The sequence below is a fragment of the Streptomyces sp. NPDC093109 genome (assembly GCF_040701725.1).
Lineage (GTDB): Bacteria > Actinomycetota > Actinomycetes > Streptomycetales > Streptomycetaceae > Streptomyces.
On the sequence record NZ_JBFBEZ010000044.1, the window covers coordinates 12,941 to 33,622 of the forward strand.

A 20,682-nucleotide genomic window follows, 5' to 3' on the forward strand; every position below is an offset into this window, starting at 1 on the left:
GATCGACGGACGCACGACACACCGTCACCTCCCCGAAGGAGCATCATGTCCGCGAACCTCCCCCTCGCCCGCCGCATCGCCCGTACCGCGCTGATCGTCGCGGCGGGCGCGGCCCCGGTGATCGGTGCGGCCGGCTCCGCGAGCGCGGCGGCCCTGCCGGGGGCACCCGACCTGGGCTCGGTGAGCGCGCTGGACGGCGCCGCCGTGGGCGGCACCCTCGACGGCGGCGCCCAGAAGGCCACCAAGACGGTCGGCGACGCGGGCGGCGCCGCCGTCAAGAAGGGCGTCCCGGCGGCGGGCAAGGTCGTCGGCAAGGCCGCCAAGACCGCCACCCCGGCCGTGCAGAAGGCCGCCGGCGACACCGCGGGCGGCGCGGGCAAGCTGCTCGGCGAGACCGCCGCGACGGCGGCCGAGGGCGCTCGGACCACCCAGCAGGCCGCCCCGGCAGCTCCGGCCGCCCCGGCCAAGGCACCTGCCCCGGCCAAGGCGCCCGCCGCCGTCGGCGGTCTGCTCGGGGGCCTGCCGCTCGGCGGCTGATCCCGTACGCTCCCGTACGCGCGGGAGGGGCCGGGGAGCGCACATCGCGCGCTGCCCGTACCCTCCCGTATCCCGTACGCCTCTGTACCGCCCTCAGGCGAGCCGCTTGACCGCCGCCTCGACCCGCTCGTCGGTGGCCGTCAGCGCCACCCGTACGTGCCGGGCCCCCGCCTCGCCGTAGAAGTCGCCGGGCGCGACCAGGATCCCCAGCCCCGCGAGGTGCGCCACCGTGTCCCAGCACGGTTCGTCCCGCGTCGACCACAGGTACAGGCTCGCCTCGCTGTGGTCGATCCGGAAGCCGTGCGCCTCCAGCGCCGTCCGCAGGGCGGTGCGGCGGGCCGCGTACCGCTCCCGCTGCTCCCGTACGTGCGTGTCGTCCCCCAGCGCGGCGACCGTGGCCGCCTGTACCGGCGCGGGGGTCATCATCCCGCCGTGCTTGCGGACCGCGAGCAGCTCGCCCAGCACGTCCGCGTCGCCCGCGAGGAACGCCGCGCGGTATCCGGCCAGGTTGGAGCGCTTGGAGAGCGAGTGGACGGCCACCACGCCCTCGTGCGTACCTCCGCAGACGTCCGGGTGCAGTACGGAGACGGGCTCGGCCTCCCAGCCCAGCTCCAGGTAGCACTCGTCGCTGAACACCAGCACGTCGTGCGCGCGCGCCCAGGCGACGATCCGCGCCAGCTCGGCCGCAGGCAGCACCTCACCGGTCGGGTTCGACGGCGAGTTCAGCCAGAGGAGCTTCAGCCCGGCGGGGTCCAGCTCGGTCGGGTCGGTGTACGGAACGGGCTCGGCCCCGCAGAGCCGCGCGCCCACCTCGTACGTCGGGTAGGCCAGGCGCGGGAACGCGACCCGGTCGCCGGCGCCCAGTCCGAGCTGGGTCGGCAGCCAGGCCACCAGCTCCTTGGAGCCGACCACCGGCAGCACGTTCCTGTGCGTCACCCCGCGCGCGCCGAGCCGCCGCTCCACCCAGCCGGTCAGCGCGTCCCGCAGCTCGGGCGTGCCCCACACCGTCGGGTAGCCGGGCGAGTCCGCGGCCCCGGCGAGGGCCCGCCGGATCAGCTCGGGCACCGGGTCGACGGGCGTGCCGATGGACAGGTCCACGATCCCGTCCGGGTGGGCCGCGGCCGTCGCTTTGTACGGCTCCAGCCGGTCCCAGGGGAAGACGGGGAGGCGCGAGGAGACTCGCGGGGATGCTGCGGACACGTGCTCACTCTCTCTCGTACGCGTGGGCGTCAACGCACACGACGCGGAAAACCGCGGTCCCGTACGGCGGCGAGCCGTACGGGACCGGGGACGCGGGGCGCTGTCAGCCGTTCTGGGGCGGCAGCGCGGCGACGAAGGGGTGGTCGCGCTCGATCAGGCCGAGCTTGGAAGCACCACCGGGCGAGCCCAGCTCGTCGAAGAACTCGACGTTCGCCTTGTAGTAGTCCTTCCACTCGTCCGGGGTGTCGTCCTCGTAGAAGATCGCCTCGACCGGGCACACCGGCTCGCAGGCTCCACAGTCGACGCATTCGTCCGGGTGGATGTACAAGGACCGCGAGCCCTCGTAGATGCAGTCGACCGGGCACTCCTCGATGCACGCCTTGTCCTTGACGTCGACACAAGGCTGCGCGATGACGTAGGTCACGCTGTCGTTCCTCCTCGATAGGGCGCGGCGGGCCGATCTGCGGCTCCGTCCACGGGCGCGCGGGAGCGCGGCGTCGTCGATGCCCACATCTAGTATCTCCGTTCTTGGGCACGATCCGAACAAGTGGGGTGGACGGAGCTGTGGAATTCACTGCCGGCGGACGGCTTGAGGTCCGATTGAGCGCCGCTGACGTGGGCAAACGTGTATCGGTCAGACAGTTGACCGGGGGTGGGCCGGGAACGGAGAAGTTCACCGACACGGTAGGCGTTCTCACATCCTGGGACAATGGCGTGCTGCTGATCACACGGCGGACCGGCGAGAGCGTGAGCGTCCCCGAGAAAGCCCTGGTCGCGGGCAAGGTGGTGCCGTCGGCGCCCGCGCGGCGCCGGGGCCCGGCGGCCACCTTCGAGGAGCTGGCGCGGGCGTACGCGCGCGCGTGGCAGCCGGTGGAGAGCGAGCCGCTGGGCGAGTGGACGCTGCGGGCCGCGTCGGGGTTCACGCGCCGCGCCAACTCGGCGCTGCCCCTGGGCGATCCGGGGATGGAGCTGGACGAGGCGCTGGCGCGCACGCGCGCGTGGTACGAGCGGCGCGGGCTGCCCGCGTACGTACAGACCGCGACCGGCGCGGCCGGCACGCAGGAGGCGCTCTGCGCGGAGCTGGAGCGGCACGGCTGGCGCTCCGAGGTGACGGCGGAGGTACGGACGGGGGCGCTGGCGCCGCTCGCGGACCGGGCGGCGGAGGACGGCCGCGTACGGCTGGGCCGCACGGTCGACGAGAACTGGCTGCGCCGCTACCACCGCGCGGGGACGCCGGGGCCGCATGTGCTCCACGTACTGAACGCCGGCCCTTCGGTGTGGTTCGCCACCGTGCCGGGCACGGCGGACGAGGTCCCCGCGGCGATCGGCCGGTGCGTGGTCGACGGGCGCTGGGCGGGGTTCATGGCCGTCGAGGTGGGTCCCGCGTACCGCCGCCAGGGGCTGGCGACCACGGTGATGGCGGCGCTCGCCCGGCGCGCCCTCGACGAGGGCGCGTCCGCCGCGTGGCTCCAGGTCGAGGCGGACAACGATCCGGCGATCGCCCTGTACGAGGGGATGGGATTCACCGTCCACCACCGTTACCACCACTACCGGCCGCGCTGAGCGCGGTCGGAAACGGAGACGGGGACCGAAACGGGGACCGAAAGGGGTACGCGGAGACCATGCGTCCGGAACCGGGACCGGAACACGCCGAACGGCGCCGCCAGTTCGCCGAGGAGGCCCGCGCCGAGAAACCCGATCTGGCGACGCTCTGCCTGCTCGTGGGCGCGGAGGGGGAGGCTGCGCCGGTCGGGGCGGGCCTCGACGCGGCCCAGGCGGAGCTGGACCGGCTGGCCGGGCTGCTGCCGTACGGACTGAGCGGCACGCGCGCGTGGGCGGCGGCCCTGGCCGAACTGCTCGGCGCCCGCTGCGGCTTCCACGGCACGCCGGTCGACTACGAGCGGCTGGAGTCCTCCCTGCTGCCCGCCGTCCTGCGCCGCCGGCGCGGGCTGCCGATCCTGCTCTCGGTGGTCTGGATCGAGGTGGCCAGACGGGCGGGCGCGCGGGTGTACGGGGTGGCGCTGCCGGGCCATTTCGTCGTCGGCTTCGGCGACCCGGGGACGGCGGGCGAGCAGGTGCTCGCGGATCCGTTCGCGGCGGGCCGGATCCTCACCCGCGAGGAGACGGACCGGCTGCCGGCGGACCGTACGGGCCCGTCGGCGGGGCAGGCGCCGGGGCTGCTGCCGGCCGCCGCTCCCGCCGCCCCGCTCGACATCGTCCAGCGCGTCCTGAACAACATCCGCGCCTGGGCGGCGGCCCGCCCCGAACGCACGGATGTCGCCCTCTGGGCGGTCGAACTCTCCCTCCTGCTCCCGGCCCATCCGGCCCGGCTGCGCTACGACCGGGCCCAGCTGCTGGTCCAGCGCGGGGAGTTCCTGCGGGGAGCGGCCGAGATGGAGGAGTACGCGCGGGTGGTCGCCGCCGTGGAACCGGCGACGGCGGAGGCCATCCAGCGCCGCGCCAGAGCGGCTCGCGCCCGGCTGAACTGAGAGCGCGACCCGCGGTGTCCGCCGGGCATGACAGAGCCCCCGCCGGTGGGGGCGGGGGCTCTGCCGGGTGCGTCAGCTCTGCCGGGTTGTCAGCTCGGGTCGAGCGCGATCGTCTGCGTACGTTCCGCTTCCGTCTTGCCGCGCAGCGCCTTCTGCATGGCCTGCTCCACGTCGGCGGACGAGACGGGGTACTGCTGGCCGCCCTTGGTGATCGTGATGCCGTCGAAGACGCCTTCGAGGAGCTGGTCGATGGCGTTCCTGTCGTAGACCTCCACGAGCTTCCCGTCGACGGGCTTCATGGAGAGGATCTTCGGCAGGGAGATGGCCGGGCCGAACTGGATCTGCTTGCCGCCCGCCCTGATGGTGACCAGGTTGGACATGGCGGGCTCGGCGAACTCCTTCATCGCCCGGTCCAGTTCCGCCTGGTCGACCGTCGGCTGGCGGGTGACGACCGGCAGTTGGACCGGGTTCGTCTTCCCCGTCTGGACCTGGGTGCGGTACGCGTCCCGGGTCGAGATGATCGAGTGGTTGACGTCCAGCGCCTTGCCTGCCTTGCCGGGGACGGCGACGGCCTTGTTCGGCTCGAACTTGATCGTGCCGTCGACGGCGGAGCCCGAGGTGCCCGCCAGGTCCGTCAGGGCGGCGGTGAGTTTCTCCTCGTCGACGGGGATCACCGGCTCGGCGATCCGGGCGACGCCGAAGAGCGAGCCGATGACCGTGACGGGGTTGTAGTCGTTGCCCGCCGCGCCCCGGACGGTGGCCTGGCTGTCGAAGCTGAGGCCGGCCTTGTCCGGGGTGAGGTTCTCCGACTTGCCGCCGATGTCGAGCCGCAGCGGCTGGGCGGCGCGCTTGCCGAGGGTGGCGTCGAGCTTGGCGACGGCCTCCTCGCGCGTGCCGCCGCCGATGTCGACGCCGAGGACGGTGGTGCCCTTGGGCACCTCGGAGTGGTTGACGAGCAGGCCTGCACCGTAGGCGCCGCCGGCGATGACGACGACGGCCACGCCGAGGAGGGTCAGCTTGGAGCGGCCCTTCTTCTTGGCGGGGGCCGCGGGGGCCGCCGCGCCCGGCGCCGGTTTCGGGGCCGGGGCGCCCTGGGCGGAGCCGACCGCGCCGGGGAAGTCCGGCGCGGAGAAGCCGTGGTCCTGCCCGCCGCGCGGCGGACCGCCCCGCGGTCCCGGGCCGGCGAAGGCCCCGTGCTCCGGCGGTACGACGGGGATGCCGGTGGTGAGCGCCTCGGCGCCCGCCGGCGCCGGGGCGTGCGGCTGGGGGGTCAGTACGGCGGTGTCGTCGGACAGCCGCGGACCGGCGCCCTGACCGGCCGGGCCCGGCGGGGTGCCCAGGGAGGCCGGCGGGGTGCCGAGGGAGGCGGTGCCGGTGACCGGCCCGGCGGTCGGACCGCTGGGTCCGCCGTCGGCGCCGGGCGGCCGGACGCCGAACGGCGGGGTGGTCCCGCCGGGGGCGAAGGCGTTGACGGCGGCCTCGGAGGGACCCGTCCCGGGGGTGTACGCCTCGGGGGCGTACGGCTCCGGGGTGTAGGACTCGGGCGTGTACGACTCCGGTGCGTACGGCTCCGGGGAGTACTGCTCGAACGGCGACTTCGCGCCACCGGCGCCGCCCGGCGCGGATCCGCCCGAAGGGGCCCCGCCCGCGACGGCCGTGGCGCCCGCGCTCATCCCGGCGGCGGTACCGCCGCCGGTCACGGCGCCCGCGCCGGTGTCCGTACCGTCGGCGCCCGCGGTACTGACGCCGGCTCCGTTGGTCGTGCCCGAGGACGGCTTGCGCGGCGCGAACCAGTCGCTGGCCGGCGGGGTCTTCTCCTCGGTCCGCTGCTCCGGCGCGGGCTCGGACTCGCGGGTCTCCGCGCTCTCCTTGGGCACCTCGGGCCTGGGCATGCTCACCGTGCGCTCGGCGGCGGCCGGGAGGCCCCGGCCGTTGGTGCTGTCGCTGTCGCCCATGGGTGTGCGCATCACGACCGGTGGAATCGGCCGCGAGCCCGGGATGTTGATCCGGATGCGCGTGGTCAGTGTGGTCTCGGTCTTGGGCTCGTCCGGCTGTGGGGCGGACGCGGCTTCCTTCTCCTCCGGGGCGTCCTGCTGGGGATGCAGCGACGGGTACTGGCGGGAGCCGTAGGGCGGTGTCCCGGAGGGGTACGCCGCGGCTCCGCCGCGCCCCTGGGGCCCGGAGGACGAACTGTCAGTTTCACGACTCAAAGCAGGTTCTCCCGGTTGGCTCCGCCGCCCGTTCTTACTGGCTACTCAGCTGTTCAGGTCCCCCACTGCCGGAGGCGAGGGGAAGGCCCGGAGCGCGCACCACCATACTGGCCTCCGCCGGAGGAGACCGGACGAGCACGGCAAGCGGGATGCTTGCCGACCGTCCGGCCGAGGTCAATTCGGCGGGGGCCTGGCGCGTCACTTCCCCATACGTGCGGACTGAGTGCCCGGTTGCGGCAACCGCGACATCGTGGCACACATCACAGCCACCACCATCCCGCCGAACAGGAAGATCAGCGGTCCGAGGCCCGCGGCGAAGGCCGCGTCGCCCTCCGCCCGGCCGACGCTCAGCCAGATCGTGGCGATGAGCCAGCCCGCGGCGGGCGCGCCGACGCCGAGTTGGGTGCCGGTGGCGCGCAGCCCGCCGTAGAAGAGCCCGGCGGTGGCCAGCAGCGCGAGGACCAAGCCGCCGGGGAACCAGCCGCCTTGGGCGACCGCCCCGGCGATGCCGACGAGCACGCCGAGGACGCCGAGCGCGAAGTACCCGGCGATACGGCCCGGTCTGAGCCGGACAGGGCGCGCGAGGAACCCGCCCGGCTGCTGCCCGCTCACGCGCTCGTCCCCGGAGCCCCCGCGTTCCCCGGCTCCTCGGCGGCACCGGGAACCCCGGCGACTCCCGCGAAGAGATCGGTCTCCCACTCCCCCGCGGGCGCGCCGGACGCGCCGTGCACCAGCTGGTAGTACTCGGCGGCGAAGATCGGCTGGCCGAGGTCGTTGGAGAGCGCGAAGAACGGTCCGTCCACGGCGATCTGCGTGGCGTGGGCGCGCATGGCGGCGGACTTGCGGTCCCGGTAGGGCGCGCCGTCGATCGCCGCGGTGATGTCCGCGTCGGGGACCACGCCCGGGAGGTCGTCGACGTCGGCGATGCCGAAGAAGCTGCTGTCCGTCGCGCGCATCCGGGCGAAGCCCTCCTCGGCGACGGAGCGCGGGATCCGGTTCCAGTAGATCTTGTCGAGGGCGTGCGGGGCGCCGAGACCGGGCTCGAAACCGCTGTCGGCGGCCAGTTCCGCGGCGCGCATGGCGACGCGGTGGGCCTGGATGTGGTCGGGGTGGCCGTAGCCGCCGTTCGGGTCGTACGCGACCAGCACCTGCGGGCGGAGCTCGCGGATCACCGCCACGAGATGGCCGGCGGCCTCGTCGAGGTCCGCCTGCCAGAAGGCGTTGGCGCGGTCGTTCTGCGCGAGGCCCATCATCCCGGAGTCCCGGTACCTGCCGGGCCCGCCGAGGAAGCGGTGATCGGTGACGCCCAGTTCGCGCATCGCGTCGGCGAGTTCACCGATGCGGTGCTCGCCGAGGCGGTCGTCGCGGTCGGCCGCCAGGTGGGCGAGTCCGGCCGGGATGACCTCGCCCTCCTCGCCGAGGGTGCAGGTCACCAGGGTGACGAGGGCGCCGTCGGCCGCGTACCTGGCCATGGTGGCGCCGTTGTTGATCGTCTCGTCGTCGGGGTGTGCGTGGACGAGCAGCAGACGGCGGGCGGGGAGATCGGTCATGGGGACAGCCTACGAGGCATGACAAACCGGCCCCTCGGCCAGTGGGCGGTGGTGTCGGCCGAGGGAGCGGTGGGTGGCGCCGGTACCGGGGAGGGCGGGCCTTCCGAAGGGCGCTTCCAGTGCCGCGAGGGGCACTAGAACTTGAGGCCGCCGATCATCCCCGCCACGTTCGTGGTGAGTTCGCTGATGGTGGGGGCGATGGAGGAACTGGCCATGTAGAACCCGAGCAGCATGCAGACCACCGCGTGCCCCGCTTTCAGCCCGGACTTCCGGACCAGCAGGAAGACGACGATCGCCAGCAGCACCACCACGGAAATCGAGAGTGCCACGGCGGTTCACCTCCATAGATATTCAGTCGGGAAGACGCAGCATGCATGTGCCCGGCAGATTCATACCCAGCTATCGCTAGGGATCATAACTATCCGTGGATACGCATCGATCGGTGCACAGCAGCACACGGGGGCGCACGGGCTGGCGCGCGCTCGGCGAGGTGGGTCGCACGGATTCGGGCCGGTTGGTTTCGTCCCACGTCAGGGCTCCGGAACGGATTATTCCGCCCACCGCCGCGACGCGTCGCCCACGCAGGATTTTGCCCGCTCGGGAGCCAGAAAAGATCTTGAAAAAGAGGGGCCCCGGGAGACACCGGAGCCGCCGCGGACGCCCACCGGCCCGCGCACCCGCCACGCCCGCGGGCACGCGTGCAACCGGCCGGGACTCCTGGAAGTCCCGGCCGGTTTACGGCACCCGCACGGCCGTACGTCATTCAGACTGACGGGTCCGTATATCGGAGAGGCGTCGGCGAAGTTGCCTGCGTGTTAACGAAATTGATGTGCTTTATTACGTTTCGTCCGTCTCAGGTGGTGTCGGTACGGTCTGCCGCTCCGCCGCGAAATGGCACGCCGACGGATGCGCCGCGGGCCCCTCCCGGTCGCGGAAGACCGCCGGGACCGCCAGCTCGGGCACCTCCACCACGCACCGGTCCCGCGCCTTCCAGCAGCGGGTGCGGAAGCGGCAGCCGGACGGGGGATTCGCCGGTGAGGGAACATCACCCGAAAGAATGATCCGGTCGCGGTGTTCGCGGGCCGTGGGGTCGGGCAGTGGTACCGCCGAGAGCAGCGCCTGGGTGTACGGGTGCGTCGGATGGTCGTAGATCGCCGCGTCCGGGCCGATCTCGGCGAGCCGGCCCAGATACATCACCCCGACCCGGTCCGAGATGTGGCGGACGATCGACAGGTCGTGCGCGATGAAGAGGTACGCGAGGCCGAACTCGGCCTGGAGCCGCTCCATCAGGTTGATCACCTGCGCCTGGACGGAGACGTCGAGCGCCGAGACCGGCTCGTCCGCGACGATGATCTCCGGCCGCAGCGCGAGCCCCCGGGCGATCCCGATGCGCTGGCGCTGGCCGCCGGAGAACTGGTGCGGATAGCGGTTGATGTACTCCGGGTTGAGCCCGACCACGTCCAGCAGCTCCCGCACCCGGCGCCGCCGGTCCCCCCTCGGCGCCACCTCGGGATGGATCTCGTACGGCTCCCCGATGATGTCGCCCACGGTCATCCGGGGGTTGAGCGAGGTGTACGGGTCCTGGAACACCATCTGGATGTTCCTGCGGACCGCCTTCAGCGCCCGCCCGGACAGCTTGGTGATGTCCTCGCCCTTGTAGCGGATCGCCCCGGACGTGGGCCGTTCCAGGTTCACCAGCGTCTTCGCCACGGTCGACTTGCCGCAGCCGGACTCCCCCACGATGCCGAGGGTCTCGCCGGGCGCCAGGTCGAACGAGACGCCGTCCACCGCCCGGACGGCGCCGATCTGCTTCCGGCGGAGGACGCCCCGGGTCAGCGGATAGTGCTTGACCAGGTCCCTGACCTCCAGGATGGGCTCGGCCGCGGGCTCAGCCATCGAGGGTCTCCTTCCAGAAGAAGCAGGCGCTGCGCCTGCCGCCGCCGGCGTCGAAGAGCGGGGGCACCTCCGTACGGCAGATGTCCTGGGCCATCGGGCAGCGCGGGTTGAACGCGCAGCCGGGCGGGATGTGCAGCAGGTTCGGCGGCAGGCCCTTGATCGCGTACAGCTCCCGGCCCTTCTGGTCCAGGCGCGGGATCGACTCCAGCAGCCCGCGGGTGTACGGATGGGCGGGCGCCCGGTAGATGTCGTGGACGGGGGCCGTCTCGACGATCCGGCCCGCGTACATGACGGCGATCCGGTCGGCGACGTCGGCGACCACCCCCAGATCGTGGGTGATGAGGATGAGCCCCATGTCCAGCTCCCGCCGCAGCTCCGCCAGGAGATCCATGACCTGGGCCTGGACGGTCACATCGAGCGCGGTGGTGGGCTCGTCGGCGATGATCAGGGCGGGCTCCAGCGCGAGCGCCATCGCGATCATGATGCGCTGGCGCATCCCGCCGGAGAACTGGTGCGGATAGTCGTTGACCCGCTCCTTCGCCGCCGGAATGCGCACCCGGTCCATCAGCTCGACGGCCCGCGCCTTCGCCGCTCTGCGGTTCAGCCCCCGGTGGACGGTGAACATCTCACCGAGCTGGGCGCCCACGGTGAGCACGGGGTTGAGCGAGGACAGCGCGTCCTGGAAGATCATCGCCAGTTCGGCGCCCCGTACCCGCCGCCGCTGCTCCTCCTTGAGCTTCAGCAGGTCCCGGCCCTGGAAGAGCACCTCACCGCCGGTGATCCGGCCGGGCGGCGAGTCGAGGATGCCCATGATCGCCTGCGCGGTGACGGACTTGCCGGAGCCCGACTCCCCCAGCACGGCGAGCGTCTCGCCCGCCCCGACCGCGTACGTCACGCCGTTGACGGCCCTGGCGACGCCGTCGCGGGTGCGGAACTCGACCTGGAGGTCGCGTACTTCGAGCAGCATGTGCGGGGCTCCTCAGCGCAGCTTGGGGTCGAGGGCGTCGCGCACCGCGTCGCCGAGCATGATGAACGCGAGTACGGTCACGGCCAGCGCGCCGGCGGGCCAGAGCAGCATGTGCGGGGCGTTGCGGATGTACGGCGAGGCGTCGGAGATGTCGATCCCCCAGGACACGGTGGGCGGTTTGAGCCCGACGCCGAGGTAGGAGAGGGTCGCCTCCAGCGCGATGAACGTGCCCAGCGCGATGGTCGCCACGACGATCACCGGGGCGATCGCGTTGGGCAGGACGTGCCGCAGCAGCATCCGCGTGTTGGACGCGCCGAGCGCCCGCGCCGCCTGGACGAAGTCGTTCTGTTTGACGGTGATGACGGAGCCCCGGGCGATCCGCGAGATCTGCGGCCAGCCGAGCAGCACCATGAAGCCGATCACCGGCCAGACGGTGGCGCTGGTGACCACGGAGAGCAGCACCAGACCGCCGAGGACCACCGGGATGCCGAAGAAGATGTCGGTGAGCCGGGAGAGGACCGCGTCCCAGGGGCCGCCGAAGAAGCCCGCGAGACCGCCGAGGACGGAGCCCGCGACGGCGACGCCCAGGCTGGCGAGAACGCCGACGACCACCGAGGTACGGGCGCCGTGGACGGTACGCGTATAGACGTCGCAGCCCTGCCCGTCGAAGCCGAACGGGTGGCCGGGCCGGGATCCCTCCTGTGCCCTGGCGAGATCGCAGGAGAGCGGGTTGCCACTGGCGATCAGCGACGGCCAGATCGAGATGATCACCAGAAAGAGGATGATCAGCCCGGAGACGAGGAAGACGGGACTGCGACGCAGATCGCGCCAGGCGTCCGACCAGAGGCTGCGCGGCCTGCTCTCGGGCCCGCCGCCCGGCCCGCCGTCAGGTCCGCCCGCTCCCCGCTCCAGGGTGCCGCCCTCGCTGGTGGCGAGGTCCATGGCGGCGCCCGCGCCGGTGGCCGCGATCGCTCCGTGATCGTCCGGGTGGCTGGAACGCTGCGGCTCAGGCATACCGGATCCTCGGGTCGAGAACGGCGTACAACAGGTCGACCAGCAGATTCGCCACGAGGAAGACGATGACGAGCACGGTCACGAAGCCGACGACGGTCTGCGTGTTCTGGCGCAGGATGCCCTGGTAGAGCTGGAAGCCGACCCCGTGGATGTTGAAGATCCGCTCGGTGACGATCGCGCCGCCCATCAGCGCGCCGATGTCCGTACCGATGAAGGTGACCACCGGGATCAGCGAGTTGCGCAGCAGATGCCGGGTGATCACCCGGTGCCGGGGCAGCCCTTTGGCGACGGCCGTACGGACGTAGTCGGAGCGGACGTTCTCGGCGATCGAGGAACGGGTCAGCCGGGTGACGTAGGCCAGCGAGACCGAGGCGAGCACCAGCCCCGGCAGGATCAGCTCGCCGAGCGGCGCCGAGGCGGAGACCGACGGCTCGACGATCCGCCACTTCACGCCGAACAGCAGCTGTGCCAGCAGGCCGGTGACGAAGGTCGGTACGGCGATGACCACCAGGGTCAGCATCAGTACGGAGGTGTCCACCGGGCGGCCCCGGCGCAGCCCGGTGAGCACTCCGAGGACGATCCCGAAGACGATCTCGAAGGCGATGGCGACGAGCGTCAGCCGGAGGGTGATCGGGAAGGCGGTGGCCATCAGGTCGATGACCTTCTGTCCGTTGAAGGCCGTGCCGAAGTCCCCGGTGAAGACATGGCCCATATAGGTCAGGTACTGCCGCCAGACGGGCTTGTCGAGGCCGAAGTCCCGGCGGAGTTGGGCCTCGGTGGCCGGATCGCAGGTCCGGTCGCCGCAGAGGCCCGCGATGGGGTCGCCCATCACATTGACCATCAGGAAGATCAGCAGGGTGGCGCCGATGAAGACGGGGATCATCTGCAGCAGGCGCCGGATCACATAGCGTCCCATGACGGCTCCTGTCCTGTGTGCGGCGGAGGTCGGCCGGCCTTGTTCCCGTCAGGTCAGCCGACCTTGATCTCGTCAGGTCAGCCGACCTTGATCTCGTTGTAGACGGGGACGCTGAAGGGGTTCAGCTCGACGTGGGAGAGGCGCTCGGCGTATCCGGCGCTGCCGTTCTGGTACCAGAGCGGGATGGCCGCCATCTGGTCCCTGACGACCTCCTCGGCCTGCTGGAACTTGCTGATGGCGGCCTTCTTGTCGGTCTCGGCGTTGGCCTCGTTGACCAGCTTGTCGAACCGGGGGTCGCTCCACTTGCCGTCGTTGGACGAGGCGTTGGTGTAGTAGAGCGGCTGGAGGAAGTTCTGGATGAGCGGGTAGTCCATCTGCCAGCCCGCCCGGAACGGGCCCCTGAGCTTCTTCTGGGCGATCTGGTTGCGGTAGTCGGCGAAGGTGCCCACCGGACTGCCCACGCACGCCTTGTCGTTGCCCAGCGCGTTGTTGATGCTGTTGCAGACGGCGTCGACCCACGCCTTGTGGGAGCCGGTGTCGGCGTTGTACGTGATCTTGAGCCGGCCGCCGGGGATGCCGCCGCCCTCCTGGACGAGCTTCTTGGCGGCGGCCGGGTCGTACTCGCACGCCGAGCCGCAGAGCCCCGCCTTGTAGCCGCCGTCGGCGCCGAGCACCGGGGAGGTCCAGTCGGTCGCCGGGGTGCGGGTCTTCTGGAAGATGGTCTCGGTGATCTGCTTCCGGTTGATGGCCCGGGAGAGCCCGGTGCGGACCTTGGCGGCCTTCGGGGTGTTCCACGCCTTGTTGTAGTACGGGAAGGCCAGGGTCTGGATGATGCCGGCCGGGGTGTTGATGTAGCGGCCGTTCAGGTCGGCCTTGGCGTTCTTCAGCTGGGCGGCCGGGACGTCGTCGACGAGGTCGAGGTTGCCGGCGACCAGATCGGTGTAGGCGGTGTTGTTGTCGGTGTAGACCTTCAGGTCCACGCCGCCGTTGACGGCCTTGTCGGGGCCCGGGTAGCCCTTCCAGGTCCGCAGTGACATCTCGGAGCCCCTGGTGTAGTTCCGCACCGCGTACGGGCCGTTGCCGACGGGCTTGGCGAGCCAGGCCGCGTGGTCGTCGTAGAACGCCCGGGGCAGCGGCGCGAACGCCGCGTACCCGAGGGTGTCGGGCCAGGTGGAGAAGCGCTGCGACAGTTTGACGGTGAAGGTGCGCGGCCCGGTGACCTTCAGTCCGGAGAGCGTCCGGGCGGTGGGCGTTCCCGTCTCCGGGTGGACCTTGTCGTATCCGTCGATGTACTGGAAGAAGTAGGCGTTCTTCTGGTTGTTCCTGAGGTCGGCGCCGTAGTTCCAGGCGTCCACGAAGGACTTCGCGGTGACCTTCTCCCCGTTGCTGAAGGTCCAGCCGTCCTTGACGGTGACGGCGAAGTCGGTCGAGTCCTTGGTCTCGATCTTCTCCGCGACCGCGTTCTCCGCCTTGCCGGTCTTCGGGTTGTACCGGACGAGACCCCGGAAGATCATGTCGAGGACCTTGCCGCCCTGGACCTCGTTGGTGTTCGCCGGCTCCAGCGGATTCTGCGGATCGCCCCACGAGGAGCGCACCACGCCGTCGGCGCCCCCGCCGCTGCCGCCGCCACTGCCCCCGCCGCCGCAGCCCGCCGCGGTGAGCGCGACACCGAGCACACCGGCGGCCCATCTGGTACGTGCAACTGCCCGCATGAAGTGGCTCCTCAGATGTGCTGCCGATCCGTAGGAGCCAATATCGGACGGCGGAACACCCTTCGCGCGGGAGATACCCCCATCCAGGGGAGAAATCATCCGAATGTATGCACATCACGGCGGGCAACACGGCGGACAGACGAGTGCGGGCGGTGTCCGTCACCTCCCGGTTCCGGACACCGCCCGCGTTCGTGTCGCTGTCAGGCCGTCATGCCGCGTGGACGACGTCCTTCTCCTCCGCGAAGTGGCACGCCGACTCGTGCGCGGCCTCGCTGTCCGAGCCCTTGAAGCGCTCGGGAATCGCCAGCAGCGGCACCTCCGTGGAGCACTTGTCCTGCGCCTTCCAGCAGCGGGTGCGGAAGCGGCAGCCGGACGGCGGATTCGCCGGCGACGGGACATCGCCGCTCAGGATGATCCGCTCGCGGCCCTCGCGGGCCTCCGGGTCGGGCACCGGGACCGCCGACAGCAGCGCCTGGGTGTAGGGGTGCGTCGGGTGGTCGTAGATCTGGGTGTCCGTACCGATCTCGGCCATCTTGCCCAGGTACATCACGCCGACCCGGTCGGAGATGTGCCGGACGATCGACAGGTCGTGCGCGATGAAGAGGTACGAGAGGTTGAACTCGTCCTGGAGCTTCGCCATCAGGTTGATCACCTGGGCCTGCACGGAGACGTCCAGCGCCGAGACCGGCTCGTCGCAGATGATGATCTCGGGGTTGAGCGCGAGTCCGCGCGCGATCCCGATGCGCTGGCGCTGGCCGCCGGAGAACTGGTGCGGATAGCGGTTGATGTACTCCGGGTTGAGCCCGACGACATCCAGCAGCTCCTGGACCCGGCGCCGGCGGTCGCCCTTGGGCGCCACGTCCGGATGGATGTCGAAGGTCTCGCCGATGATGTCGCCGACGGTCATCCGGGGGTTGAGCGAGGTGTACGGGTCCTGGAACACCATCTGGATGTTCCTGCGGACCGCCTTCAGCGCGCGCCCGGACAGCTTGGTGATGTCCTGGCCCTTGAAGAAGACCTCGCCGGCGGTCGCCGTCTCCAGCATCATCAGCAGCTTGGCGACCGTGGACTTGCCGCAGCCGGACTCGCCGACGATACCGAGGGTCTCCCCCTGGTAGAGGTCGAACGAGATCCCGTCCACGGCCTTGACCGCGCCGACCTGTTTCTTGAACAGGATGCCCTGGGTCAGCGGGAAGTGTTTGACGAGGTTACGGACCTGGAGGATCGGTTCGCCCCGCTCCACCGGCGCCTCGACGGCGGCGATGGCGGCGTCCTCGGTGGCCGCGTCGACCACGTCCACCTCGGTCACGTTCGGGGTGGCGTCCACGGCCTCGCCACGCTCCTTCGGCTCAGCCATGAATCGTCTCCTTCCAGAAGTGGCACGCGCTGCCGCGGCCCGTCAGCTCGGCCCCGTCCGCCTCGGTGACCTGGTGCAGCACCGGGATGTCCGTACGGCAGATGTCCTGGGCCGCGGGACAGCGCGGGTTGAAGGCGCAACCGGCGGGAATCCGCGTGAGGTTGGGCGGCAGACCCTTGATCGCGTACAGCTCCTGGCCCTTCTGGTCCAGGCGCGGGATCGAGTCGAGCAGCCCCCGCGTGTACGGGTGCGCGGGGCGCTTGTACAGCTCGCGCACCGGGGCGGTCTCGACGATCCGGCCGCCGTACATCACCGCGATCTTGTCCGCGACATCGGCGACGACGCCGAGGTCGTGGGTGATCAGGATCAGGCCCATGTTGTACTCGCGCTGGAGCTCCGCGAGCAGATCCATGACCTGGGCCTGGACCGTCACGTCGAGCGCGGTGGTCGGCTCGTCCGCGATGATCAGGTCGGGCTCCAGGGCCAGCGCCATGGCGATCATGATGCGCTGGCGCATACCGCCAGAGAACTGGTGCGGGTAGTCGTTGACCCGCTCCTTCGCCGCCGGGATGCGCACCCGGTCCATCAGCTCGATGGACTTGGCCCTGGCCTCCTTCTTGGAGAGGCCCTGGTGCACCCGGAACATCTCGCCGAGCTGGTAGCCGACGGAGAGCACGGGGTTGAGCGAGGAGAGCGCGTCCTGGAAGATCATGGCGATCTTCCGGCCGCGGATCAGCCGGCGCTCCTCGTTGCTCATCTTGAGCATGTCCTGCCCGCGGAAGAGGATCTCTCCCTTGGGGATACGGCCCGGCGGCATGTCCAGGATGCCCATGATCGCCTGTGCGGTCACGGACTTGCCGGAGCCCGACTCGCCGAGCACGGCGAGCGTCTCACCGGCGGCGACGCTGTAGTTGACGCCGTTGACCGCCTTGGCCACACCGTCCCGGGTGTGGAACTCCACGTGCAGGTCACGGACTTCGAGCAGCGTGTCGCCGTTCTTGTTCGCGCCGCGCGGGGAGGGGGCGTCCGCCGTCATGTCGGTGATGGTCATATGTGCCTCCCTCAGCGCAGTTTGGGATCGAGGGCGTTGCGTACCGCATCGCCGAGCATGATGAACGCGAGAACAGTGATCGACACCATGACCGACGGAATGATCAGTACGAACGCGGCGTTGCGCAGCTGTTCCTGGCCGGAGGAGATGTCGACGCCCCACGAGACCGCCGGTTCGGCGAGGCCGATGCCCAGGAAGGACAGGGTGGCCTCGGAGCCGATGTAGCCGCCGAGCGAGATGGTCGCGACGACGATCACCGGCGCGATCGCGTTGGGCAGGATGTGGCGGAGCAGGATCCGGCTGGTCGAGGCGCCGAGCGCCTTGGCCGCCATCACGTAGTCCGCCTGCTTGATGGTGAGCACCGAACCGCGGGCGACACGGGCGATCTGCGTCCAGCCGAGGAAGGCCAGCGACAGGATCACGACCCAGACCGAGCGCTCCTCGAAGGAGGTCAGGACGACCATCGCGCCGAGGGTGAACGGAACGGCGAAGAAGATGTCCGTGACCCGCGAGAGCAGTGTGTCGGCCAGGCCGCCGAAGTAGCCGGCGAGCATCCCGACGGTGGTGCCGAGCACGGTGACGAGCGCGGTGACGACGACAGCGACCAGGATCGAGTTACGGGCGCCATAAATGACGCGCGCGTAGATCGACCGGCCCTGTACGTTGTAGCCGAACCAGTCCTCCTTGAAGAAATGCGTCCAGTTGGGCTTCTGGAGGTAGTGGTTGGCGAGGTCGGCGTAGCGCGGGTCCGCGCTGGTGAAGAGCTGCGGGAAGGCCGCCATCACCGCCAGGATCGCAATCAGGAGGGCGGAGGCGACGAAGAGCGGGTTGCGCCGCAGATCGTGCCAGGCGTCCGACCAGAGGCTGCGGGGCTTCTCGGCCTTCGCGTTCGCCACGGCGGGCGCGGTGAGCGCGTCGGCCGTGGCTTCCGTCGTGGCGCCTTTGGCCGCCTCGGTGTCCTTCAAGGTCTCAGGCATAACGGATCCTCGGGTCCAGGACCGCGTAGAGCAGGTCGACGAGAAGGCTGGCGACGAGATAGACGATCACGATCAGGGTGACGATTCCGACCACCGTGGCGCCCTCGCGCTGCTTGAGCGCGCCGAACACACTCCAGCCGACGCCCTTGACGTTGAAGATGCCTTCGGTGACCACCGCGCCGCCCATCAGGGCGCCGAGGTCCGTACCGAGGAAGGTCACCACGGGGATCATGGAGTTGCGCAGCAGGTGGACGCCGATGATCCGGCGGCGTGGCAGGCCCTTGGCTACGGCGGTGCGCATGTAGTCGGAGCGCAGGTTCTCCGCGACCGAGGTACGCGTCAGCCGCGCGACATACGCCAGGGAGAGCGAGCCGAGGACGACGGCGGGCAGGATCAGTTCGTCCCAGCTGGGGTCGCCGCTCACGTTGGGGGCCACCCAGCCGAGTTCGAAGGCGAAGAGGTACCGGCCGAGGAAGGCGAGCACGAAGGACGGGACCGAGATCAGCAGGAGCGTCAGCATGAGCAGCGCGCGGTCCCGCAGCGAGTCGGCCTTCAGTCCCGCGAAGACCCCCATGGAAATGCCCACGACCACCGTGAAGGCGAAGGCGAAAATCGTCAGCCGGGCCGTGATCGGGAACGCGTCGGCGATGATGTCGGCGACGGGCTGGCCGCTGGCGATCTGGGTGCCGAAGTCGCCCTGGAGCAGGCCGGTCAGATAGTTCCAGTACTGATGCCAGAGCGGCAGGTCGAGACCGAGGTCCTTCTTCATCGCCGCGATCTGCGCCGGGTCGACGGCCTGCTCCCCCGCGAGCGCGCGCACTGGGTCGCCGGGCAGCGCGTACATCATGGAGAAGACCAGCAGGGTTGACCCGATGAAGACCGGGATCATCTGGAGCAGTCGCCTCGCGACATAACGCCCCATGTGTGCCTCCGATTGAACTACAGAGCCCGGGGCCGCTCCCCTTGGTGCGGGAAGCGGCCCCGGGGTCTACCGCCCCGTCGGGGGCGGCTGATGACCGAGTGGGGGATGGCCCGGAGGCCGGCTACTTGACCGTGACGTCGGTGAGGACGTAGTCACCGTGGAAGTCGATCGCCACATTGTCGACCGACTTGGAGTAGCCACCGTTGGTCTTGTACTCCCACAGCGGGATCGACGGCATCTTCTCCAGGAGGAGCTTCTCGGCCTCCTGGTAACCCTTGACCGACGCGTCCAGGGACTCGGCGTTGTCGCCCTTCTTGAAGGCGGCGTCAACCTCCTTGTCCGAGAAGAAGCCGGTGTTGGCCTCGGCGCCGGTGGCGAACAGCTCCTTCATGAAGTTGACGTTCACCGGGTAGTCGGCGACCCAGCCACCGCGGTACGCGGACTTGACCTGCTTGGCGTCACGCGCCTCCAGGTCGGTCTGGAAGTCCGGCTTGGCGTCCGGGATGCAGTCCACCCCGGTGGAGTTGCGGATCGACTCGCAGACCGCGGTCACCCACTCCTTGTGGCCGCCGTCGGCGTTGTACTGGATCCACATCTTGTTGCCCGGGATGCCACCGTTGTCGGCGACGAGCTTCTTCGCCTTCGCGGGGTCGAACGTGAAGACGTCGGTGTCCAGCTCCTGGTGACCGGCAACCCCCGGCGGAGTGAAGCTGGTGGCCGGCTTGCGGGTGCCGTTGAGGACCTTGTCGGTGATCGTCTTGCGGTCGATCGCCATCGACAGGCCCTGAACGACCTTGGGGTCGACGCCCTTGAAGGTCTTCGAGTAGAACACCGGCGTAAGGAACTGGAGGCCGGCCCACGCCTCGTCGATGACCCGGTCACCGAGGTCCGACTTGTACTTCGGCAGGTCCTGCGGGCCGACCTGCTTGACCAGGTCCAGGTTGCCGGACAGGAGGTCCTGGTACGCGGCCTCGATGGTCGCGTAGTTCTTGAAGAGGATGCCCTTATTCTTGGCCTTGTTCGGACCCTGGTAGTCAGGGTTCGCCTTGACCTGGATGAGCTTCTTGTGGTCCCACTTCTCGAAGATGTAGGGGCCGTTGCCGATCGGGGACTGGCCGAACGCCTTGGGGTCCTTGTAGAAGGCCTCGGGCAGCGGGGCGAAGGTCTGGTAGCCGAGCTTGTACTCGAAGTACGGGACCGGACCGGTCAGCTCGATGGTGAAGGTCGTGTCGTCGACGACCTTCAGGCCCTTCATCGTCTCGGTCTTCGCGGCGCCCTTGTCCGGGTGGACGTCGGAGTAGCCGGCGATGTCGGAGAACCAGAAGGAGTTCTGCATCTTGTTGTCGACGTTGGAGTACCAGTTCCACGCCTTGACGTAGGACTCGGCGGTCACCGGGGTGCCGTCGTGGAACTTCCAGCCCGGCTTGAGCTTGACCGTCCAGGTCTTGGAGTCCTTGGACGTCACCGACTCGGCGTTCGTGTAGACGATCCCGCCGTCCTTGTCGAACTCAAGGAGCTGGGTGAACAGCGACCGGATGACGTTGGAGCCAACCGACTCGTTGGTGTCGGCCGGGATCAACGGCTTCTGCGGCTCTCCGTTGTCCATGGAGATGTAGCCGGCAGGCTTGCCCTTCTCCTTCGAAGCCGAGTTGCTGCTGTCGTCATCCTTGCTACCGCCACCACAGGCAGTCGCCGACAGAGCCACAACAATCGCACCGACTACCCACTTGGCGCTCTTGCCACCACGCATGGGTTCCTCCTCATGAGTCCACTAGTCACATCAAGAGGGGCATATCTACGCGCGCAGACACCCCTGCCTGCAGCCGCTTCGAGTAGCCCCGAGTGTGCTCGTGAGTCGGTGCGCGCCCCACAGCGCATGACTCA

19 protein-coding genes are annotated in these 20,682 nt (G+C 70.1%); 3 read left to right on the top strand and 16 right to left on the bottom strand.

Translation table 11 applies throughout. From position 1 onward, the window contains the following. Positions 1–45: 45 nt before the first annotated feature. On the top strand, positions 46–537 hold the full coding sequence (locus AB0389_RS31080) for an ATP-binding protein (RefSeq protein WP_366398856.1): 492 nt from the start codon (positions 46–48) through the stop codon (positions 535–537). A 93-nt stretch (positions 538–630) separates the two neighbouring features. Here AB0389_RS31080 and dapC read toward each other — a convergent pair whose 3' ends face one another. Further along, the gene (gene dapC / locus AB0389_RS31085) at positions 631–1,737 is read right to left on the bottom strand and encodes a succinyldiaminopimelate transaminase (RefSeq protein WP_366398857.1); all 1,107 of its coding nucleotides are present in this window, start codon (positions 1,735–1,737) and stop codon (positions 631–633) included. A gap of 103 nt (positions 1,738–1,840) precedes the next feature. Beyond that, on the bottom strand, positions 1,841–2,161 hold the full coding sequence (fdxA, locus tag AB0389_RS31090) for a ferredoxin (protein ID WP_105869511.1): 321 nt from the start codon (positions 2,159–2,161) through the stop codon (positions 1,841–1,843). A gap of 140 nt (positions 2,162–2,301) precedes the next feature. On the opposite strand from fdxA, the gene AB0389_RS31095 reads away from it, so the two are divergent. Continuing rightward, positions 2,302–3,300 carry a GNAT family N-acetyltransferase gene (locus AB0389_RS31095; protein ID WP_366398858.1) on the top strand — a complete coding sequence of 333 codons (999 nt, stop codon included), beginning with the start codon at positions 2,302–2,304 and terminating at the stop codon, positions 3,298–3,300. 59 nt (positions 3,301–3,359) lie between these two features. Beyond that, positions 3,360–4,226 carry a transglutaminase-like domain-containing protein gene (locus AB0389_RS31100; RefSeq protein ID WP_366398859.1) on the top strand — a complete coding sequence of 289 codons (867 nt, stop codon included), beginning with the start codon at positions 3,360–3,362 and terminating at the stop codon, positions 4,224–4,226. 89 nt (positions 4,227–4,315) lie between these two features. Here AB0389_RS31100 and AB0389_RS31105 read toward each other — a convergent pair whose 3' ends face one another. The 14 genes from AB0389_RS31105 to AB0389_RS31170 form a co-directional block, all read right to left on the bottom strand. After that, positions 4,316–6,436 (bottom strand): hypothetical protein, encoded by a 2,121-nt coding sequence (locus tag AB0389_RS31105; protein ID WP_366398860.1) that lies wholly within the window; start codon positions 6,434–6,436, stop codon positions 4,316–4,318. Between the two features lie 198 nt (positions 6,437–6,634). Beyond that, positions 6,635–7,048, bottom strand: coding sequence for a DUF6113 family protein (locus AB0389_RS31110; protein WP_366398861.1), 414 nt, complete (start codon positions 7,046–7,048; stop codon positions 6,635–6,637). Beyond that, positions 7,045–7,986: an N-acetyl-1-D-myo-inositol-2-amino-2-deoxy-alpha-D-glucopyranoside deacetylase gene (mshB, locus tag AB0389_RS31115; RefSeq protein ID WP_366398862.1), complete on the bottom strand. Its 942-nt coding sequence runs from the start codon at positions 7,984–7,986 to the stop codon at positions 7,045–7,047. The genes AB0389_RS31110 and mshB overlap by 4 nt, the downstream gene beginning before the upstream one ends. A 134-nt stretch (positions 7,987–8,120) precedes the next feature. Further along, on the bottom strand, positions 8,121–8,315 hold the full coding sequence (locus tag AB0389_RS31120) for a DUF2304 family protein (RefSeq protein ID WP_114661404.1): 195 nt from the start codon (positions 8,313–8,315) through the stop codon (positions 8,121–8,123). A 508-nt stretch (positions 8,316–8,823) separates the two neighbouring features. After that, positions 8,824–9,882 (bottom strand): dipeptide ABC transporter ATP-binding protein, encoded by a 1,059-nt coding sequence (locus AB0389_RS31125; RefSeq protein ID WP_366398863.1) that lies wholly within the window; start codon positions 9,880–9,882, stop codon positions 8,824–8,826. Beyond that, positions 9,875–10,849, bottom strand: coding sequence for an ABC transporter ATP-binding protein (locus tag AB0389_RS31130; RefSeq protein ID WP_366398864.1), 975 nt, complete (start codon positions 10,847–10,849; stop codon positions 9,875–9,877). The genes AB0389_RS31125 and AB0389_RS31130 overlap by 8 nt, the downstream gene beginning before the upstream one ends. Before the next feature lie 12 nt (positions 10,850–10,861). Next, the gene (locus AB0389_RS31135; RefSeq protein ID WP_366398865.1) at positions 10,862–11,863 is read right to left on the bottom strand and encodes an ABC transporter permease; all 1,002 of its coding nucleotides are present in this window, start codon (positions 11,861–11,863) and stop codon (positions 10,862–10,864) included. Continuing rightward, the gene (locus AB0389_RS31140) at positions 11,856–12,779 is read right to left on the bottom strand and encodes an ABC transporter permease (protein WP_366398866.1); all 924 of its coding nucleotides are present in this window, start codon (positions 12,777–12,779) and stop codon (positions 11,856–11,858) included. Before AB0389_RS31140 ends, AB0389_RS31135 begins: the two co-directional genes overlap by 8 nt. 77 nt (positions 12,780–12,856) lie before the next feature. Beyond that, complete coding sequence (locus AB0389_RS31145) at positions 12,857–14,491, bottom strand: ABC transporter substrate-binding protein (protein WP_366398867.1); 1,635 nt, start codon at positions 14,489–14,491, stop codon at positions 12,857–12,859. A 208-nt stretch (positions 14,492–14,699) separates the two neighbouring features. Beyond that, entirely contained in the window at positions 14,700–15,848 is a 1,149-nt protein-coding gene (locus tag AB0389_RS31150; protein ID WP_366398868.1) for a dipeptide ABC transporter ATP-binding protein, read from the bottom strand. Continuing rightward, the gene (locus tag AB0389_RS31155; protein WP_366398869.1) at positions 15,841–16,899 is read right to left on the bottom strand and encodes an ABC transporter ATP-binding protein; all 1,059 of its coding nucleotides are present in this window, start codon (positions 16,897–16,899) and stop codon (positions 15,841–15,843) included. The genes AB0389_RS31150 and AB0389_RS31155 overlap by 8 nt, the downstream gene beginning before the upstream one ends. 11 nt (positions 16,900–16,910) lie before the next feature. Beyond that, the gene (locus tag AB0389_RS31160) at positions 16,911–17,876 is read right to left on the bottom strand and encodes an ABC transporter permease (RefSeq protein WP_366398870.1); all 966 of its coding nucleotides are present in this window, start codon (positions 17,874–17,876) and stop codon (positions 16,911–16,913) included. Continuing rightward, positions 17,869–18,798: an ABC transporter permease gene (locus tag AB0389_RS31165; RefSeq protein ID WP_366398871.1), complete on the bottom strand. Its 930-nt coding sequence runs from the start codon at positions 18,796–18,798 to the stop codon at positions 17,869–17,871. Before AB0389_RS31165 ends, AB0389_RS31160 begins: the two co-directional genes overlap by 8 nt. A 121-nt stretch (positions 18,799–18,919) precedes the next feature. Beyond that, the gene (locus AB0389_RS31170; protein ID WP_366398872.1) at positions 18,920–20,548 is read right to left on the bottom strand and encodes an ABC transporter substrate-binding protein; all 1,629 of its coding nucleotides are present in this window, start codon (positions 20,546–20,548) and stop codon (positions 18,920–18,922) included. Positions 20,549–20,682: the final 134 nt, after the last annotated feature.

Excerpts from the sequence above, each read along its gene's own strand:
- AB0389_RS31125 (WP_366398863.1), bottom strand. The coding sequence starts at position 9,882 with ATGGCTGAGCCCGCGGCCGAGCCCATCCTGGAGGTCAGGGACCTGGTC.
- AB0389_RS31100 (WP_366398859.1), top strand. The coding sequence starts at position 3,360 with ATGCGTCCGGAACCGGGACCGGAACACGCCGAACGGCGCCGCCAGTTC.
- AB0389_RS31145 (WP_366398867.1), bottom strand. The coding sequence starts at position 14,491 with ATGCGGGCAGTTGCACGTACCAGATGGGCCGCCGGTGTGCTCGGTGTC.
- AB0389_RS31080 (WP_366398856.1), top strand. The coding sequence starts at position 46 with ATGTCCGCGAACCTCCCCCTCGCCCGCCGCATCGCCCGTACCGCGCTG.
- AB0389_RS31160 (WP_366398870.1), bottom strand. The coding sequence starts at position 17,876 with ATGCCTGAGACCTTGAAGGACACCGAGGCGGCCAAAGGCGCCACGACG.
- AB0389_RS31150 (WP_366398868.1), bottom strand. The coding sequence starts at position 15,848 with ATGGCTGAGCCGAAGGAGCGTGGCGAGGCCGTGGACGCCACCCCGAAC.
- AB0389_RS31170 (WP_366398872.1), bottom strand. The coding sequence starts at position 20,548 with ATGCGTGGTGGCAAGAGCGCCAAGTGGGTAGTCGGTGCGATTGTTGTG.
- AB0389_RS31130 (WP_366398864.1), bottom strand. The coding sequence starts at position 10,849 with ATGCTGCTCGAAGTACGCGACCTCCAGGTCGAGTTCCGCACCCGCGAC.
- AB0389_RS31165 (WP_366398871.1), bottom strand. The coding sequence starts at position 18,798 with ATGGGGCGTTATGTCGCGAGGCGACTGCTCCAGATGATCCCGGTCTTC.
- mshB (WP_366398862.1), bottom strand. The coding sequence starts at position 7,986 with ATGACCGATCTCCCCGCCCGCCGTCTGCTGCTCGTCCACGCACACCCC.
- AB0389_RS31140 (WP_366398866.1), bottom strand. The coding sequence starts at position 12,779 with ATGGGACGCTATGTGATCCGGCGCCTGCTGCAGATGATCCCCGTCTTC.
- AB0389_RS31155 (WP_366398869.1), bottom strand. The coding sequence starts at position 16,899 with ATGACCATCACCGACATGACGGCGGACGCCCCCTCCCCGCGCGGCGCG.
- AB0389_RS31135 (WP_366398865.1), bottom strand. The coding sequence starts at position 11,863 with ATGCCTGAGCCGCAGCGTTCCAGCCACCCGGACGATCACGGAGCGATC.